The organism is Streptomyces zaomyceticus, from assembly GCF_014656215.1.
Classification (GTDB): Bacteria; Actinomycetota; Actinomycetes; order Streptomycetales; family Streptomycetaceae; genus Streptomyces; species Streptomyces zaomyceticus.
This window is the reverse complement of sequence record NZ_BNBZ01000021.1, coordinates 28,424-43,656: the sequence shown is the minus strand read 5'-3', so window position 1 is coordinate 43,656 and position 15,233 is coordinate 28,424. Positions and strand designations below refer to the sequence as shown.

12 protein-coding genes are annotated in these 15,233 nt (G+C 72.5%); 8 read left to right on the top strand and 4 right to left on the bottom strand.

Annotation, left to right across the window (positions count from 1 at the left end; translation table 11 throughout):
• Window positions 1-55: 55 nt before the first annotated feature.
• On the bottom strand, window positions 56-1,426 hold the full coding sequence (locus IE311_RS24860; RefSeq protein WP_189834020.1) for an APC family permease: 1,371 nt from the start codon (window positions 1,424-1,426) through the stop codon (window positions 56-58).
• 54 nt (window positions 1,427-1,480) lie between these two features.
• Here IE311_RS24860 and IE311_RS24855 point away from each other — a divergent pair, with 54 nt between their 5' ends.
• Together IE311_RS24855 and ppgK are read left to right on the top strand one after the other, a co-directional pair.
• Window positions 1,481-2,524: a 4-hydroxy-3-methylbut-2-enyl diphosphate reductase gene (locus tag IE311_RS24855; RefSeq protein WP_371635685.1), complete on the top strand. Its 1,044-nt coding sequence runs from the start codon at window positions 1,481-1,483 to the stop codon at window positions 2,522-2,524.
• A 41-nt stretch (window positions 2,525-2,565) separates the two neighbouring features.
• On the top strand, window positions 2,566-3,309 hold the full coding sequence (ppgK, locus tag IE311_RS24850) for a polyphosphate--glucose phosphotransferase (RefSeq protein WP_189834018.1): 744 nt from the start codon (window positions 2,566-2,568) through the stop codon (window positions 3,307-3,309).
• A gap of 382 nt (window positions 3,310-3,691) precedes the next feature.
• Here the strand turns inward: ppgK and IE311_RS24845 are convergent, their stop codons facing one another.
• Window positions 3,692-4,303, bottom strand: coding sequence for a DUF6542 domain-containing protein (locus IE311_RS24845; RefSeq protein ID WP_229902142.1), 612 nt, complete (start codon window positions 4,301-4,303; stop codon window positions 3,692-3,694).
• Between the two features lie 336 nt (window positions 4,304-4,639).
• Between IE311_RS24845 and ychF the strand changes: the two genes are divergently transcribed.
• Window positions 4,640-5,728, top strand: a complete 1,089-nt coding sequence (gene ychF, locus IE311_RS24840) for a redox-regulated ATPase YchF (RefSeq protein ID WP_189834017.1) — start codon at window positions 4,640-4,642, stop codon at window positions 5,726-5,728.
• A 68-nt stretch (window positions 5,729-5,796) separates the two neighbouring features.
• On the opposite strand, the gene IE311_RS24835 is transcribed toward ychF, so the two are convergent.
• Complete coding sequence (locus IE311_RS24835; RefSeq protein WP_189834016.1) at window positions 5,797-6,378, bottom strand: Uma2 family endonuclease; 582 nt, start codon at window positions 6,376-6,378, stop codon at window positions 5,797-5,799.
• Between the two features lie 138 nt (window positions 6,379-6,516).
• On the opposite strand from IE311_RS24835, the gene IE311_RS24830 reads away from it, so the two are divergent.
• From IE311_RS24830 to IE311_RS24820, 3 genes are all read left to right on the top strand, one after another.
• Window positions 6,517-7,098: a hypothetical protein gene (locus IE311_RS24830; protein ID WP_189834015.1), complete on the top strand. Its 582-nt coding sequence runs from the start codon at window positions 6,517-6,519 to the stop codon at window positions 7,096-7,098.
• A 265-nt stretch (window positions 7,099-7,363) separates the two neighbouring features.
• The gene (locus IE311_RS24825; RefSeq protein WP_189834014.1) at window positions 7,364-10,009 is read left to right on the top strand and encodes an AfsR/SARP family transcriptional regulator; all 2,646 of its coding nucleotides are present in this window, start codon (window positions 7,364-7,366) and stop codon (window positions 10,007-10,009) included.
• A gap of 83 nt (window positions 10,010-10,092) precedes the next feature.
• Window positions 10,093-10,842, top strand: a complete 750-nt coding sequence (locus IE311_RS24820) for a DUF4232 domain-containing protein (protein ID WP_189834013.1) — start codon at window positions 10,093-10,095, stop codon at window positions 10,840-10,842.
• A gap of 27 nt (window positions 10,843-10,869) precedes the next feature.
• Here IE311_RS24820 and IE311_RS24815 read toward each other — a convergent pair whose 3' ends face one another.
• Entirely contained in the window at window positions 10,870-12,006 is a 1,137-nt protein-coding gene (locus IE311_RS24815; RefSeq protein ID WP_189834012.1) for a threonine synthase, read from the bottom strand.
• A 175-nt stretch (window positions 12,007-12,181) separates the two neighbouring features.
• Between IE311_RS24815 and IE311_RS24810 the strand changes: the two genes are divergently transcribed.
• Together IE311_RS24810 and IE311_RS24805 are read left to right on the top strand one after the other, a co-directional pair.
• Complete coding sequence (locus IE311_RS24810) at window positions 12,182-13,753, top strand: S8 family peptidase (RefSeq protein ID WP_189834011.1); 1,572 nt, start codon at window positions 12,182-12,184, stop codon at window positions 13,751-13,753.
• A 278-nt stretch (window positions 13,754-14,031) separates the two neighbouring features.
• Window positions 14,032-15,207 (top strand): DUF4190 domain-containing protein, encoded by a 1,176-nt coding sequence (locus tag IE311_RS24805; protein WP_189834010.1) that lies wholly within the window; start codon window positions 14,032-14,034, stop codon window positions 15,205-15,207.
• Window positions 15,208-15,233 lie beyond the last annotated feature (26 nt).

The window sequence follows — 15,233 nt, the reverse complement described above, 5'->3', positions numbered from 1 at the left end:
CCGGGACATCCGCCCCGCCGCCACGCGCCCCGCCGGGACATCCGCCCCGGCGGGCTCAGTTCCGCGCCGATGTCCGTGTCGTCCCCTGCACGGCCAGGACCACCATGCCCACCCCCAGCCACACCACACCCACCACCTGCGCCGCGACCGAGGCCTCCACGATCACCGCGATCAGGATCGCCGCCCCGACCACCGGCAGGACGATGTGCTTCAGCCGGTTCGGCGGCCCCTCGGCCCTCTTCACCGCGAACCAGCCCACCACGCTCGCGTGCAGCAGGACGAAGGCCGTCAGGGCGCCCACGTCGACCACCGACACCAGGTGGTCGAGCCCGTCGTCCCGGCGGGCCGCCCACACCGCCGCGATCATCGTCACCGTCGCCGCCACGAGCAGCGCCACCCGCGGCACACCCCCGTCCGTACGGGCGAGCAGGTGCGGCAGGCGCCGGTCGCGCCCCATCGCGAAGAGCAGCCGGGCGCCGGCCGCCTGCCCCGCGAGCGCCGCGAAGGCCGCTCCGATCGCCTTGGAGACGGCGACCAGATCGTGCAGCCAGTCACCGACCGAGACGTCCACGGCGTCGTAGAAGGCCGAGCCCTGCTTCCCGGGGTCCGCCGCGAGCTCGGCCGAGGAGACCGGTTCGAGGAGCGCCACCAGCCAGGACTGCGCGACGAAGAGGACGCCCGCGAGGGCCAGGCAGAACAGCACCGCCCGTGCCACCTTCGCCGAGCCGCCCGTCACCTCCTCCGCGAAGGAGGCGATCGCGTCGAAGCCCAGGTAGGACAGCACCGCCACCGACACCGCACCGACCACGGCGGCGAGCGAGAAGGCGGCGTCGCCGGTGAGCGGCGACCACCAGTCGCGTCGCGCCCCGTCCTGCGCGAGGACCACGAGGGCCGAGACCACGAAGATCAGCAGGACGACGATCTCCATCGCGAGCACCGCGAAGCCGACCCGGGCCGCGGCCCGTACGCCCCAGAGGTTGAGCAGGGTGGTGACGACCACGGCGATCCCGGTCCACACCCACCGGTCCACCTCCGGGACCAGCGCCTCCATCGCGATGCCCGCGAAGAGATAGGCGACGGCCGGGATGAGCAGATAGTCGAGCATCGCCATCCATCCGGCGATGAATCCCGGCCCTTCTCCGAGGCCCTTGCGCGCGTACGTGAAGACGGAGCCGGCCTGCGGTGCGACCCGCACCATCTGCGCGTAACTGAAGGCGGTGAACGCCATGGCGACCGTGGCCACGATGTACACCAGCGCGACCGCGCCGCCGGACTTCGCGTCGAGCGTGCCGAAGACGCCGACGGGCGCCATGGGCGCGATGAAGAGCAGTCCGTAGACGACCAGGTCCCGGAACCCGAGGTTCCTACGAAGCCCCGTGTGTTCCGGATCTTCCCCGCGCGCCGCCACCTGCGATTCCTCGGCCATGGCCACAGTTTCGGCCAAGGCTCCGATCAAACCGCTCACCGACGCGGCCTTACGATGGGACGCATGACTGCAACGCCCGCGCCGACGCCCGATTCCGCCTCCGCGACGAACCGCCCGAAGCGTGTCCTGCTCGCCGCTCCCCGCGGCTACTGCGCGGGCGTGGACCGTGCGGTGATCGCCGTGGAGAAGGCCCTGGAGCAGTACGGGGCACCGATCTACGTCCGGCACGAGATCGTCCACAACAAGTACGTCGTCCAGACCCTGGAGCGGAAGGGCGCGATCTTCGTCGACCAGGCGACCGAGGTGCCCCCGGGCAACATCGTGATGTTCTCCGCGCACGGCGTCGCCCCGACCGTCCACGAGGAGGCCCGCCAGGGCCGGCTCGCGACCATCGACGCCACCTGCCCGCTGGTCACCAAGGTCCACAAGGAAGCCGTCCGCTTCGCCAACGAGGACTTCGACATCCTCCTCATCGGCCACGAGGGCCACGAGGAGGTCATCGGCACCTCCGGCGAGGCCCCCGACCACATCCAGCTCGTCGACGGCCCGGACGACGTGGCCAAGATCGAGGTCCGCGACCCGTCCCGCGTCGTCTGGCTCTCCCAGACCACGCTCTCGGTCGACGAGACGATGGAGACGGTCGACGCGCTGAAGGAGAAGTTCCCGCAGCTGATCTCCCCGCCGTCCGACGACATCTGCTACGCCACGCAGAACCGCCAGATCGCGATCAAGGAGCTGGCCGGCCAGGCCGAGCTGGTGATCGTCGTCGGCTCGAAGAACTCCTCGAACTCGATCCGCATGGTCGAGGTCGCCAAGCAGGCCGGCGTCCCCGCCGCGTACCTGGTCGACTTCGCCAGCGAGATCGACGAGGCCTGGCTGGAGGGCGTCACCAGCGTCGGCCTCTCCTCCGGCGCCTCCGTCCCGGACATCCTGGTGCAGGAGGTCCTGGAATGGCTCTCCGAGCGCGGCTACGCGGACGTGGAGATCGTCAAGACCGCCGACGAGTCCCTCACCTTCTCGCTGCCCAAGGAGCTCCGCAACAAGGACCTGCGGGCCGTCGCCGAGAAGCTCGGCGCGGGCGCGCCCGTTCAGGAGTAGTCGAGCAGTAACTCCGCGCCCCAGCCCGTACCGTGGATTCCATGAACGTCTTCGGAGTGGACATCGGCGGCTCGGGCATCAAGGGCGCTCCCGTGGACCTGGAGCGCGGAGCGCTCACCGAGGAGCGCCACAAGGTACTCACCCCGCAGCCCGCCACACCCGACGGTGTGGCGGGCTGCGTCGCGGAGGTCGTGGAGCACTTCGGCTGGACCGGACCCGTGGGGGTGACCTTCCCCGGGGTGGTGACCGGCTCCACCATCCGTACGGCCGCGAACGTCGACAAGTCGTGGATCGGCGTGGACGCGGGCACGCTCATCGGCGCCCGGCTGGGCGGCCTCCCGGTGACCGTCCTGAACGACGCCGACGCGGCCGGGATCGCCGAGATGACCTTCGGCGCGGGCCGGGGCCGCAAGGGCACCGTGATCATGCTGACCCTCGGCACGGGCATCGGCTCGGCCGTCTTCGTCGACGGCCGCCTGGTCCCCAACACGGAACTGGGCCATCTGGAGCTCAAGGGCCACGACGCGGAGACCAGGGCGTCGACGAAGGCCAAGGAGGACGAGGACCTCAGCTGGCACCACTGGGCGACCCGGAGGGTCCGGAAGTACCTCGCGCACGTGGAGATGCTGTTCTCGCCGGAACTGTTCATCATCGGCGGCGGGGTGAGCCGGAAGGCGGACAAGTTCCTGCCGCTGATCGAAGGGATCCGCGCGGAGATCGTCCCGGCGGAACTTCAGAACAACGCGGGGATCGTGGGGGCGGGGATGGCGGCGGGGTCGGAGTAGAGACGACGGGCCGGTGCGGCTCCACCGCCGCCGGCACCCCGGCACGCGCCCCGGCCACGTGAGGGGGGCCGGAGTACGCGAGAGGCCCCGGTGACGCGCGGGCCTCGGTTACGTGAGTGGGCCCCGGTTACGTGAGCGGGCCCAGACCTGCGCGACGGCTCCCGGGCCGGGCGACGGCTTCTGGGCCGTGCGGCGGCTCCCGGCCTGTGCGACTGCCCCCGGACCGTGCGACAGGCCCCCGGCTGTACGACGGCCCCGGCGTGTGCGACGGCTGCTCGCGGGCCGTACGACGGCCTCCGCGCCATGCGACTGCTCCCGGGCCGGTGCGACGGTTCCCGGGCTGCGCGACGGCCCCCGGACCGTGCCGCAGGCCCCCTCCCGGCTATACGACGGGGCGGCGGCGGGCGGTGGCTCCGCCGGGGCCGCCACGGCCGCCCGGTGCCTCACCGGCCACGGAGGGCGCCGCGGCGGCGGGCCCGGACACCCCGGACCTCCCCTCCGCCCTGGTGGTCCCGGCGGCCTTGGCCTGCCCGGCCGTACCGGAGCCGGACGACCGGGCGAGGTGCTGGCGTCGGCCCATCTCCCGCACCTTCCGCACGCTCGCGATGAGCCCGGCGACGAGGGTGCCGCCGTAGAGCCAGCCGGCGTGCACGGCGAGGGCGGTCACGACGGCCATGGCCTGGCCGCCGAAGCCGCCCGTGCCGCCCGCGATGGGGACGACGCCGACGGCGAAGGCGATGGGCACGCCGATGGGGGCGGTGACCAGGTCGGCGGTGCGGACCCAGAGCGCGGTCAGGGCGCTGACCGGCAGGAACAGCAGTCCGTAGACGACGGGCGAGCCGTCGAGGAGCAGCCGGTCGAGGAAGCCGAGCGCCAGCATGACGGCGGCGGCGAAGAGCCCGGCGCCCAGCCCGGTGAGACGGGGCTGCGGGAGGCGCCGCAGCGCGAGGACGACGGGCGGCACGGGTCGCCGGGCGGACGGTCCTCCCGTCACCCCGGGGGCCCCGGCGCGCTCGACGCGCGCGCCGCCCGGGCCCCGCCGGGTCCGGCCGGTCACGCGGTAGACGGTCGAGCCCTCCGCGAGCGCGGTCGGCGGCGTGACGGGCGGCGTGACGGGGGTTTGCGGCCGTCGGCGGCCTTGCGGCTGACTTGTCCTGTGCTGCTCCACTCGACCAACGTAGGTCGGGAGAGGGCGGGAACCGGGTCCGGGACACGCCCTTTGGGTGACCTTGCGCCCGAGAACGACCGAAGGTCGGCGTCACTGGCCGGTTCGGCCCGCCCGTAAACTGGGGGATCGGCCCCCCGTCCACACCTTCAGGAAGTCGCCACCGTGTCGCTCACGATCGGAATCGTCGGTCTGCCGAATGTCGGCAAGTCGACCCTGTTCAACGCCCTGACCAAGAACGACGTGCTGGCGGCCAACTACCCGTTCGCCACGATCGAGCCCAACGTCGGCGTCGTCGGTGTCCCCGACGCGCGTCTGACCAAGCTCGCGGAGATCTTCGGCTCCCAGCGCGTCCTCCCGGCGACGGTCGACTTCGTCGACATCGCGGGCATCGTGCGCGGCGCGAGCGAGGGCGAGGGTCTCGGCAACAAGTTCCTGGCGAACATCCGCGAGTCGGATGCGATCTGCCAGGTCATCCGCGCCTTCAAGGACGAGAACGTCGTACACGTCGACGGCAAGGTCTCGCCGAAGGACGACATCGAGACGATCAACACGGAGCTGATCCTCGCGGACCTCCAGACGATCGAGAAGGTCCTCCCGCGCCTCCAGAAGGAGATGCGGATCAAGAAGGACATCGCGCCGAAGGTCGCGGCGGTCGAGGCCGCCCAGGCGATCCTGGAGCGCGGCGACACCCTGTTCTCGCAGGGCATCGTCCAGGGCACGGAGAAGACGGAGCTCCTCCACGACCTGCACCTGCTCACCACCAAGCCGTTCCTCTACGTGTTCAACGTGGACGAGGACGAGCTGACGGACGACGCCTTCAAGGCGGAGCAGAGCGCGCTGGTCGCTCCGGCGGAGGCGATCTTCCTCAACGCCAAGCTGGAGCAGGACCTGGCCGAGCTGGACGAGGAGGACGCCATGGAGCTCCTCCAGTCCGTCGGCGCCGAGGAGCCCGGCCTGGCCATCCTCGCCCGCGTCGGCTTCGCCACCCTCGGCCTCCAGACCTACCTGACGGCCGGCCCGAAGGAATCCCGCGCCTGGACGATCAAGCAGGGCGCGACGGCCCCCGAGGCGGCCGGTGTCATCCACACCGACTTCCAGAAGGGCTTCATCAAGGCCGAGATCATCTCCTTCCACGACCTCGTCGAGACCGGCTCGGTCGCCGAGGCCCGCGCGAAGGGCAAGGCCCGCATGGAGGGCAAGGAGTACGTCATGCAGGACGGCGACGTGGTGGAGTTCCGCTTCAACGTGTGATCGTTTCGCAGGTCGGAAGGGGTCGGACTCCGGTGAGTCCGGCCCCTTCCGCGTTCCCGTGCCGACTTTCAGCTGCTTCGGGGTGGCGTGAGCTTGTCGAGGTCCAGGCTGACCGCGAAGGGCACCGGGCGTTGGAGGGTGCCGCGGAAGATCCCGGCGGGGGCGTAGGCACCGGTGGGTTCGTCGAGCTCGTAGACGTGGACGACGGGTGCCCCGTGCTCGTCCTCGACGCACCAGTAGTGCGGGATGCCGGCCTCCGCGTACTTGCGGAGCTTCACGGTGCGATCGCGATGGGCGGACTCGGGGGAGACGACCTCGATGACGAGCCGGACGTCCTCCGGCGCGAACCAGGTGCGGTCGCCGTCGAAGTCGGCCGTCGTCACGAGCAGGTCCGGTTCGGGACGGTTGCGCGGGTCGAGCTTGATGGTCATCTCGCGGCCGACTCTGGTGTCGGCGGGAACCTGCTCCATGAGTGCGACCGTGAGCATGGTGACGAGGTGGCCGTACCACCACCTCTGGGGCGACATCATGAAGACGAGGGCTCCGTCGATCAGCTCGGTGTGGCGCGGCGCTTCCGGGAGGCGGTCCAAGTCCTCCGCGAACCAGCCTTCCTCGCGCGGCGGGCGCATCCAGTCGGGCAGTGCGGCCATGGCTTCACGGTAGCGGGCAGCAGCCCAGGCCGGTGAGCCGACGAATCCGGACCGGCGATTTCGCAGGGAGGAGTGGGGCCGTCCCGGTGGTCGCGGCCGGTGTGAGGGCTGGTCGTGTCGCTGATCCATACTCGGCGCATGGATGTCGTCCGGATACTCGAAGCCGCCTCCCTGCTGGTGCCCGAGGACGTCGCCGGCGACGGCGACGTCACCGTGTCCGACGTCTGGGAGTTCCTCGCGCGCGACGAGTGGGAAGTGGCGTTCGATCTGCTGCGGGCGGCGGGTGACGGGTGGAACGCGCCGGCGGGCTTCTGGGAGGAGCTGGGGCGGGCGGCCGGGGCGCTGGGGTTCGAACGGAGCCGGGAGTGGGCCTGGTGGCGGGGGGCCGAGGTGCGCGCAGGGGTCGTCCGGGCCGAGCTCGCCCTCCGCCCCGCCGGTGAGACGTTCCGGCGTACGCCGATCCCCGGCGCCGGCGTTCTGCGGCCCATGTGGGACATCGGCAACCAGGGGGACGACGGAGCGCCCGAACGGGACATCGCCCTCGTGTGGGTCGAGTTCGCCTCCGAGCTGGCGCCCGGCGCGCGGGCTCCGGTGCGTCTTCTCCCGCTGGATCCGGAGCGGTGGAGGCGTCTCGCCCCCGGCGATCGGATCACCCTGTACGAGACCGCGGTGGCCGGTGGGACGGCGGAGATCCTGGAGGTGCGGCCGCCGTCGTCGTAGCGTCGAGTAGGGGAGTCGGGGCAGTACGCGGTCGGGGCGGCCCGAGGGCGCGTCGGAGCCGAGTGGTCGTGGCGCGGAGGGCCGGGTGTTCGGGCGGCTGCGGCGACGGTCGCCGCGCCACCCGGGCGAGTCCCGGCCTCCGTCGTTCCGAGCGGATCCGGACAGCGAGGGCGGGATCGGGGATCTCCCTGCGCTTTCGACCCCTCCACCCCACGTATCCTCGACTGCTGGGGAAATGGGGGAGAGGGATCGCGGAGGTGTACTGGTGGAGTTCCGGCTGCTCGGCTCCGTTGCGCTGGTGACGGAGGACGGGGACGTAGCCCTGGGGCCCGCCAAACGGTCCAGCCTCCTGGTCATGCTCCTGCTGCGGCCCAACAGTGCCGTGAACGTCGGTCAGTTGATCGACGCACTGTGGGAGGAGGAACCGCCCACCCACGCCAAGACCGTGCTGCAGGGACATGTCTCGCGGCTGCGGGCGCTGCTCGCCGAGCACGGTGCGGACGCGTACGGGGTGGAGCTGGCCACCCAGGGGTCGGCGTATGTGCTGCGGATGCCGGAGTCACTGGTGGACGTGCACCGGTTCGAGGAGCTCGTGGCGCTCGCCGGGGTGCAGCGCCGGCCGGCGGACGCGGTGCGGATGTTGCGGGAGGCCTTGTCGTACTGGCAGGGGCCCGCGCTCAGCGGCACCGTGCACAGCCGGCCCCTGGAGGCCGCGGCGAGTGGCCTCGAAGAGCTGCGGCTCTCCTCGGTGGAGGCGCTGGCGGAGGCGTACGGGCAGCTCGGTGAGCACGGCAGGGCCGCCGCCGTGCTCCGTACCGAGGCCGTCGCGCACCCCCTGCGGGAGTCCCTCGCGGCCGCGCTGATGCTGGCCCTCGGCCGTTCGGGCCGGCAGTCGGACGCGATCGACTGGTACCACCGCACCCGGCGGCTGCTCGCCGAGGAGCTGGGCGTCGACCCCGGCGAGACGCTCAGCGAGGCGTACGCCACGCTGCTCCGCTCCGCCGAGCCCGTCGCCGTGGCCCGTCCGAGCGTTCCCGCCGCCGTCCCGGCGCCCGAGGGGCTGCCGCGCGCGCCGCGCGGCTTCACCGGGCGCGGTGCCGAACTGGCCGCCCTCGACCGTGCCGTGCGCGGTGGGGAAGGGCCCGTCTGCCTCGTCACGGGGCCCGCCGGCGTCGGCAAGACGGCCTTCGCCGTGCACTGGGCGTACGAGCGCCGCGCCGACTACCCCGACGGGCGGATCTTCGCCGACCTGCGCGGCTTCAGCGACACCCCGGCGCCCGAGGCGGCCGGGGTCCTGCGCGAGTTCCTGCTCTCCCTCGGTGTGCCCCCGCAGCGGATTCCCGAGGCCGTCGAGGCGCGCGGCGCCCTCTTCCGCTCGCTGACCGCCGGCCGCCGACTGCTCGTCGTCCTCGACAACGCCCGTTCCTCCGAGCAGGTCAGACCCCTGCTGCCGGGCGGCGACCACTGCACGACCCTGGTCACCAGCCGCGACCGGCTCGGCGGCCTCATCGCCTCCGACGCGGCCCGGCCGGTGCCGCTGGGCCATCTCCCGCCGGCCGACTCGGCGGCGCTGCTCACCACCGTCCTCGGCGAGACGCGGGTCGCCGCCGAACCCGCCGCCGCGGCTCGGCTCGCCGGGCTCTGCGACGGCCTGCCGCTCGCGCTGCGGGTGACGGCGGCCCGGCTCGCCGAGCGCCCGCAGTGGACCCTCGACGCGATGGTCGGCGAGCTCGCCGACGAGCAGGGCAGGCTGATGCTGCTCGACGTCGAGGACCGGGGCGTGTCCGCCGCGCTGCACCTCACCGTGCAACAGCTGCCCGAGTCGGCGGCCCGGCTGTTCCGCGCCATCGGGCTGCACACCGGCTCGGATCTGGACCGGTTCGCGGCGGGCGCACTGGTCGGTACGTCCCCCACCCAGGCCTCCGCCGACCTGGACCGGCTCGCCGCCGCCCATCTGCTCACCGAGTCCGTCCCCGGCCGCTGGACGCCGCACGACCTGGTGCGCCTCTACGCCCGCCACCTCGCCCCGGGGGCCGATCCGGAGGGACTGCCCCGCCTCTTCGACCACTACCTGTACACGGGTCTCGCCGCCGACGCCGCCGCCGAGCCGGGTTCCCAGCCCTGCTACTCGCTGCCCGCCGACGCCCGGCGGCCCGCCGCGACGCGCGAGTTCGAGGACCGTACGGCGGCCCTCGACTGGTACGTGGCCGAACGCGCCGCCCTGGAGGGCGCGGTCACCGCCGCGGCGGCCCTCGGCCTGCACGACCGGGCCTGGCGGCTCGCCCTGGTGCAGTGGCCGCTGATGCTCATGCGGATCGGGGACGGCTGGACGCCGCTCCTGGAGGCCGGGCTCGCCTCGGCCGAGCACGTGGGCGACCTCGACGCCCAGTCGAGGGCCCGGGCGCTGCTCGGCTGGATCCTCCACGAGGAGGGCCGGGACGCCGAGGCGCTCGTCCATCTGGAGAAGGCGCCGGGGCTGGCCGCCCGGGTCGGCGACACCATCAGCGAGGCGATCGCCTACGTCAACTACGCCGCCGTCCTGGAGGCGACGGGCGAGCACGACCGGGCCGGGCTGCTCATGATCCACGCGGTCTCGCTCGCCGACCGCACGGGCCATCCGTCCACCCAGGCGCTGACCCTCCAGCACCTTGCGGACCACTGCATGAAGGCGGGGGACTACGAGGCGGCGCTCGCCCACACCCTTCGCGCCGGGGAACTGGTGGCACCCGACGCGGTGGTCGTCCAGGCCCAGCTGCAAATCGTCCGGGGCGAGGCGCTGGCCGGCATCGGGCGCCATGAAGAGGCTGCCGACCAGCTGGAACGCGCGATCGTGGCGGCCGACGCGGCAGGTTTCACCGAGGGGTCGGCGAGGGCGGCGGCCCGCCTTTCGCGCCTGTCAGCGGATCGTTAGCGGTACGCAAGCGGGACGGCAGCGTGGGGGCGGAAGCTGGATGCAGCACACACCGTCCGACCGTTCCACGGGGGAGAACCACCATGCGTACCCACCACAAGTCCACCGTCCTGGCCGCCGCCGCCCTGACCGTCCTGTCGCTCGGGCTGACCGCCTGCGGAGGCACGGACACCGGCGCCAAGGACGCGGGGAGCGCGAGCGCCTCGCAGCAGGCCTCCGGGGCGGCCGACTCCGGGACGGGCGCCGCCGGCGGCGCCGACCAGACCTCCGCGAAGAGCGGCTCGGGCTCCACCGGTGGCTCGACGGGAGGTTCCACGGGTGGTTCGACGACCACCGGCGGCAAGGGCTCCACGGCCGGCTCCACGACCGGTGGATCCACCGGCGGCAAGACCTCCGCCAAGGCGCCCGCCTGCGCCTACGGCGACATCAAGGTCACGGCGAAGAAGGCCGACGAGGTCCCGACCGAGCACATCGTCCTCACCGCCACCAACACCTCCGGCAGCGCCTGCACCCTGCTCGAGTACCCGTTGATCGCCTTCGGCCCCATCCAGACCGCCAAGGACGTGCCCGCCGTCGCGAAGAGCAAGCCGGCCGCCCCGATCGTCCTGAAGCCGGGAGCGCCCGCTTACGCCAACGTGCGTGTCGCGCTCGGCGGCGCCCACGAGGACAACAAGGTCGTGAAGAGCTTCAACGTGAACCTCTTCGCCCCCGAGGGTCCCGCCGAGGGCAGCATCGTGGTCGACGCTCCCGCGGGCGGCCTGGCAGTCGACGAGGCCGCCGCGAAGACGGGCTACTGGACGTACGAGCTCCGCAACGGCGCCGACGAGTTCTGATCGGGCCCGAGCCGTACGCGTCCCGCGTCAGGGCGCCAGGCCGGTCTTCGCTCCCGCCCCGCACAGCGGCACCACGGTGAGGCCGGGGCGGGGCGGGGCCGCCCGGACCGCGGCCCAGCAGGCGACGCCGGTGGACTCGACGAAGAGGCCCCGGCGGGCCAGGTCCCGCTGGGCGGTACGGATCTGATCCTCGGTCACGGTCAGGAACGTGCCGCCCGTCGCGCGTACCGCGCGCAGGATCTGGTGGGCGCGCGGCGGGGCCGGGATCGCGATGCCCTCGGCGAGGGTGGGGCGGACGGCGGCGGGTGCGCCGAGTTCGTCCGCGCCCGCGTGGAAGGCAGCGGCCAGGGGGGAGACGGCCTCGGCCTGGACGGCGACGAGGGCCGGCCGGTTGTCGGTGAGGCCGTGGCGGTGCAGTTCGCCGAGGGCGAGGGCGGCGCCGAGGAGCAGGGTGCCGTTCCCCACCGGGACGACGATCGTGTCGGGGAGGCGCCCGCCGAGCTCCTCCCAGAGCTCGTACACATAGGTCTTGGTGCCGTGCAGGAAGTACGGGTTGTGGACGTGCGAGGCGTAGAAGGTGCCGGGCTCGTCGGCGGCCGCACGCGCGGCGCGGGCCGTCGCCTCGCGGTCGCCGGGGACCTCGACGACCCGGGCCCCGTGCGCCCGGATCTGCTCCAGCTTCTTGGGCGAGGTGCCCTCGGGCACGTACACGAGGCAGTCCAGTCCGGCCCGCGCGCCGTACGCGGCGACCGCCGTGCCCGCGTTTCCGCTGCTGTCGGCGACGACCCGGTCCAGGCCGCCGTTCCGGGCGAGGCGGAGGGCGTGGGCGGCGAGCATCACCGCGCCGCGGTCCTTGAACGACAGCGTCGGCATGAGGAAGTCGAGCTTGGCCGAAACCGATCCCGCTTCCCCCTCCAGGAGGGGCACGAGGGGGGTGCGGCCCTCTCCGAGCGTCACCTCCGGCGCGTACGGCATCGGCGGTAGCGCCTCCTCGTAACGCCACAATGAATTTCGGCGGGACGCGAGTGACGGGAGCGAAACGGGCGCACTCGCGAACTCCAGGTCCCAGGGGCCGCGGCACTTCGGACAACACCAGGTGAGCGCGTCGGTGGGGGAGTGAATCCGGCAACGGGGGCACACGTATGAGGTCATGACGGTCAGCATGTCAGCCGTGTGGCACGGGTGTTGCGGGGCGTCGACAGCCCTTGTGAGATTCCTATGGATCAGTCAATCTTTCGCTCGGCAGCCGGATGTGCGAAGCGGCGCGGTGCTTGCGTTGCCTTGTCATGTCCCTGCCTACCCCCACAGCAACGCACCACCAATGAGGAGGACCCCTCACATGTCAGTGATGCGTGATTCGCGGCGCAGAATCGCCACCGCCGCGGCCATGGCCGTCGCCGCCCTCACCCTCGGCTCCCTCTCCGCCCTCCCGGCCGCCGCCTCACCGGCCGCCCCGGAAGGCGTCATCGAGAACGCCGGAGCCGAAGGGGCGATCGCGGGCAGCTACATCGTCACCCTCGACGAGTCGGCCCGGGCGGAGACCGCCGAGGGCAGGGCCGTGGCCGCCAGGTTCGGCGCGAAGATCAAGCGGACGTACACCTCGGCGCTCAACGGCTACGCCGTCGAACTCTCCGAGGCGCAGGCGAAGAAGCTCGCGGCCGACCCCGCCGTGAGCTCCGTCGTCCAGAACCGCGTCTTCACGATCGACGGTACGCAGCCCTCCCCGCCCTCCTGGGGCCTGGACCGGATCGACCAGAAGGCCCTTCCGCTGAACCAGAGCTACACCTACCCGGACACCGCGGGCCAGGGCGTCACCGCGTACATCATCGACACCGGTGTGCGGATCTCGCACAGCGACTTCGGCGGCCGCGCCTTCAACGGCTACGACGCCATCGACAACGACAACGTCGCCCAGGACGGCCACGGCCACGGCACCCACGTCGCCGGCACCGTCGCGGGCACGTCGTACGGCGTCGCCAAGAAGGCGAAGATCGTCGGCGTCCGCGTCCTCAACAACCAGGGCTCCGGCACCACCGCGCAGGTCGTCGCCGGCATCGACTGGGTCACGCAGAACGCCGTGAAGCCGGCCGTCGCCAACATGAGCCTCGGCGGCGGAGTCGACACCGCCCTCGACACGGCCGTACGGAACTCGATCGCCTCCGGCGTCACCTACGCCGTCGCCGCGGGCAACGACAACTCCAACGCCTCCAACTACTCGCCGGCGCGGGTCTCCGAGGCCATCACGGTCGGCTCCACGACCAACACCGACGCCCGCTCCAGCTTCTCCAACTACGGCAGCGTCCTGGACATCTTCGCCCCGGGCTCCAACATCACCTCGTCCTGGAACTCCAGCGACTCCGCCACCAACACCATCTCCGGTACGTCCATGGCGACCCCGCACGTCGCGGGCGCCGCGGCCGTCTACCTCGCCGGCAACCCGACCGCGACCCCCGCACAGGTCTCCACGGCGCTGACGACCGCCGCCACCCCGAACGTCGTCACCAACCCCGGCAGCGGCTCCCCGAACCGGCTGCTGTACATCGGCGGCGGCACCACCACGCCCCCCGGCCCGAAGTTCGAGAACACCGCCGACTACGCCATCGCCGACAACGCGACCGTCGAGTCCCCGGTCACCGTCAGCGGTGTCACGGGCAACGCCCCCGCCGCCCTCCAGGTGCCGGTGAACATCGTCCACACCTACATCGGTGACCTCCAGGTCCAGCTGATCGCCCCCGACGGCTCGGCGTACACGCTGAAGGGCTTCGGCACCGGCGGCAGCACGGACAACATCAACACCACGTACACCGTGAACGCCTCCTCGGAGGTCGCGAACGGCACGTGGAAGCTCCGGGTCACGGACAACGCGAACGCCGACACCGGAAAGATCGACTCCTGGGCCCTGCAGTTCTGAGCCCGGCGGAACCCGCGTGACTGAATGAACGAACGACGAGGGGCGGTCGCCTGCGGGCGGCCGCCCCTTCCGTCGCCGGGTGCGGCCGCCCCTTGCGCCCCTTGCGTCGCGCGGCGCCGCTCGGCGGGGTCGCCCGCCACGGTCGGCCCTGTCGCCCGCCGCGAGCGGCCCCGTCGTCCGCGGGACGGCCCCGCGCTCCGCCGCCCAGGCCCGGCCACGTACGATGCGCGACCGATCGTTTGTTCGTGCCGCCCGCCCCGAACAGGAGCACCGTACCCGTGGAGCCGACCCCGCCGCCCCCGCCGCCGCCGTCCCCCCAGGGCGGCCCGCAGCAGGGGGGATGGCCCGCTCCGGGCCCGTACACCTCCCCGGGGATGCCGTACACGGCCGGTCCCTACGCCGGTCCGCCCGGTGCGCCCGGAGCCGGCCCCTACGGGCAGCCCCGGCGCACCACCAACGGCCTCGCCATCGGCTCCTTCGTCTCCGGCATCGTCTGCTGCCTGCCGCCCCTCGGTCTGGTCCTCGGGCTCGTCGCCCTCCCGCAGATCAGAAAGCGGGACCAGGCGGGCAAGGGCCTCGCGGTCGCCGGCATCGTCCTCTCCGCCGTCAGCTGCCTGCTGCTCGTGGTCGGCCTCGTCACCGGCGGGATCGGCTCGGCCTGGAGCGACTTCCAGGAGGGCGTGGACGAGGCGGCCCGCTCGAAGTCGCCGCTCTCGCTGCGGACCGGTCAGTGCTTCCTCGACGAGGGGAAGCTGGAGGAGTACACGACGGACGTCACGATCGTCGACTGCGACCGCCCGCACGACGGCGAGGTCAGCGGCGGCTTCAAGGTCACCGGCTTCGACAAGTGGCCGGGCGAGGACGCGATCGACGCGATCGCGGAGAAGCGCTGCGAGTCGGTCAACGCCGCGTACGCGCTGGACACCTGGGCCGTGCCGGTGGACGTCTGGCTGTACTACTACCTTCCCAGCGCCCAGAGTTGGCGCCTCGGAGACCGGATGGTGACCTGCGCGTTCGCCACCGAGAAGAAGTCCTTCAGCGGCTCGGTGCGCTCCGACGCGACCACGCTGACCGACGACCAGAAGTACTTCCTCAAGACCGTCAACCCGATCGAGACGGTCTCGTACCGGGAGCCGGACGAGGACCCCGACGAGGACTTCGCGGCCAACAAGGTGTGGGCCGGGGAGTTCCTCTCGACGATCGACACGGCGCGCACGCGACTCGAACTGCACTCCTGGTCCGCCGAGTCCGCCACCGCCGTCGCCGCGCTCCGCAAGGAGCTCGAAGCCGCCTCGAAGGAGTGGGGCAAGCTGTCGACCGCGGCCGACGCGGAGGCCTACTGGGCGGCGTACGACACGGCCTGGGACACCGTGCCCGGGGATCTGGGCGCGGACGCGCGGACCGCGCTCGGACTGACGGGCGCACCGCCGGAGCGCGAGGGCACCGCCGCCTGAGCCCCGCCCGCCGAGAGGTACGAGAA

Excerpts from the sequence above, each read along its gene's own strand:
- IE311_RS24860 (WP_189834020.1), bottom strand. The coding sequence starts at position 1,426 with ATGGCCGAGGAATCGCAGGTGGCGGCGCGCGGGGAAGATCCGGAACAC.
- IE311_RS24855 (WP_371635685.1), top strand. The coding sequence starts at position 1,481 with ATGGGACGCATGACTGCAACGCCCGCGCCGACGCCCGATTCCGCCTCC.
- ppgK (WP_189834018.1), top strand. The coding sequence starts at position 2,566 with ATGAACGTCTTCGGAGTGGACATCGGCGGCTCGGGCATCAAGGGCGCT.
- IE311_RS24835 (WP_189834016.1), bottom strand. The coding sequence starts at position 6,378 with ATGGCCGCACTGCCCGACTGGATGCGCCCGCCGCGCGAGGAAGGCTGG.
- IE311_RS24830 (WP_189834015.1), top strand. The coding sequence starts at position 6,517 with ATGGATGTCGTCCGGATACTCGAAGCCGCCTCCCTGCTGGTGCCCGAG.
- IE311_RS24820 (WP_189834013.1), top strand. The coding sequence starts at position 10,093 with ATGCGTACCCACCACAAGTCCACCGTCCTGGCCGCCGCCGCCCTGACC.
- IE311_RS24815 (WP_189834012.1), bottom strand. The coding sequence starts at position 12,006 with ATGCTGACCGTCATGACCTCATACGTGTGCCCCCGTTGCCGGATTCAC.
- IE311_RS24810 (WP_189834011.1), top strand. The coding sequence starts at position 12,182 with ATGTCAGTGATGCGTGATTCGCGGCGCAGAATCGCCACCGCCGCGGCC.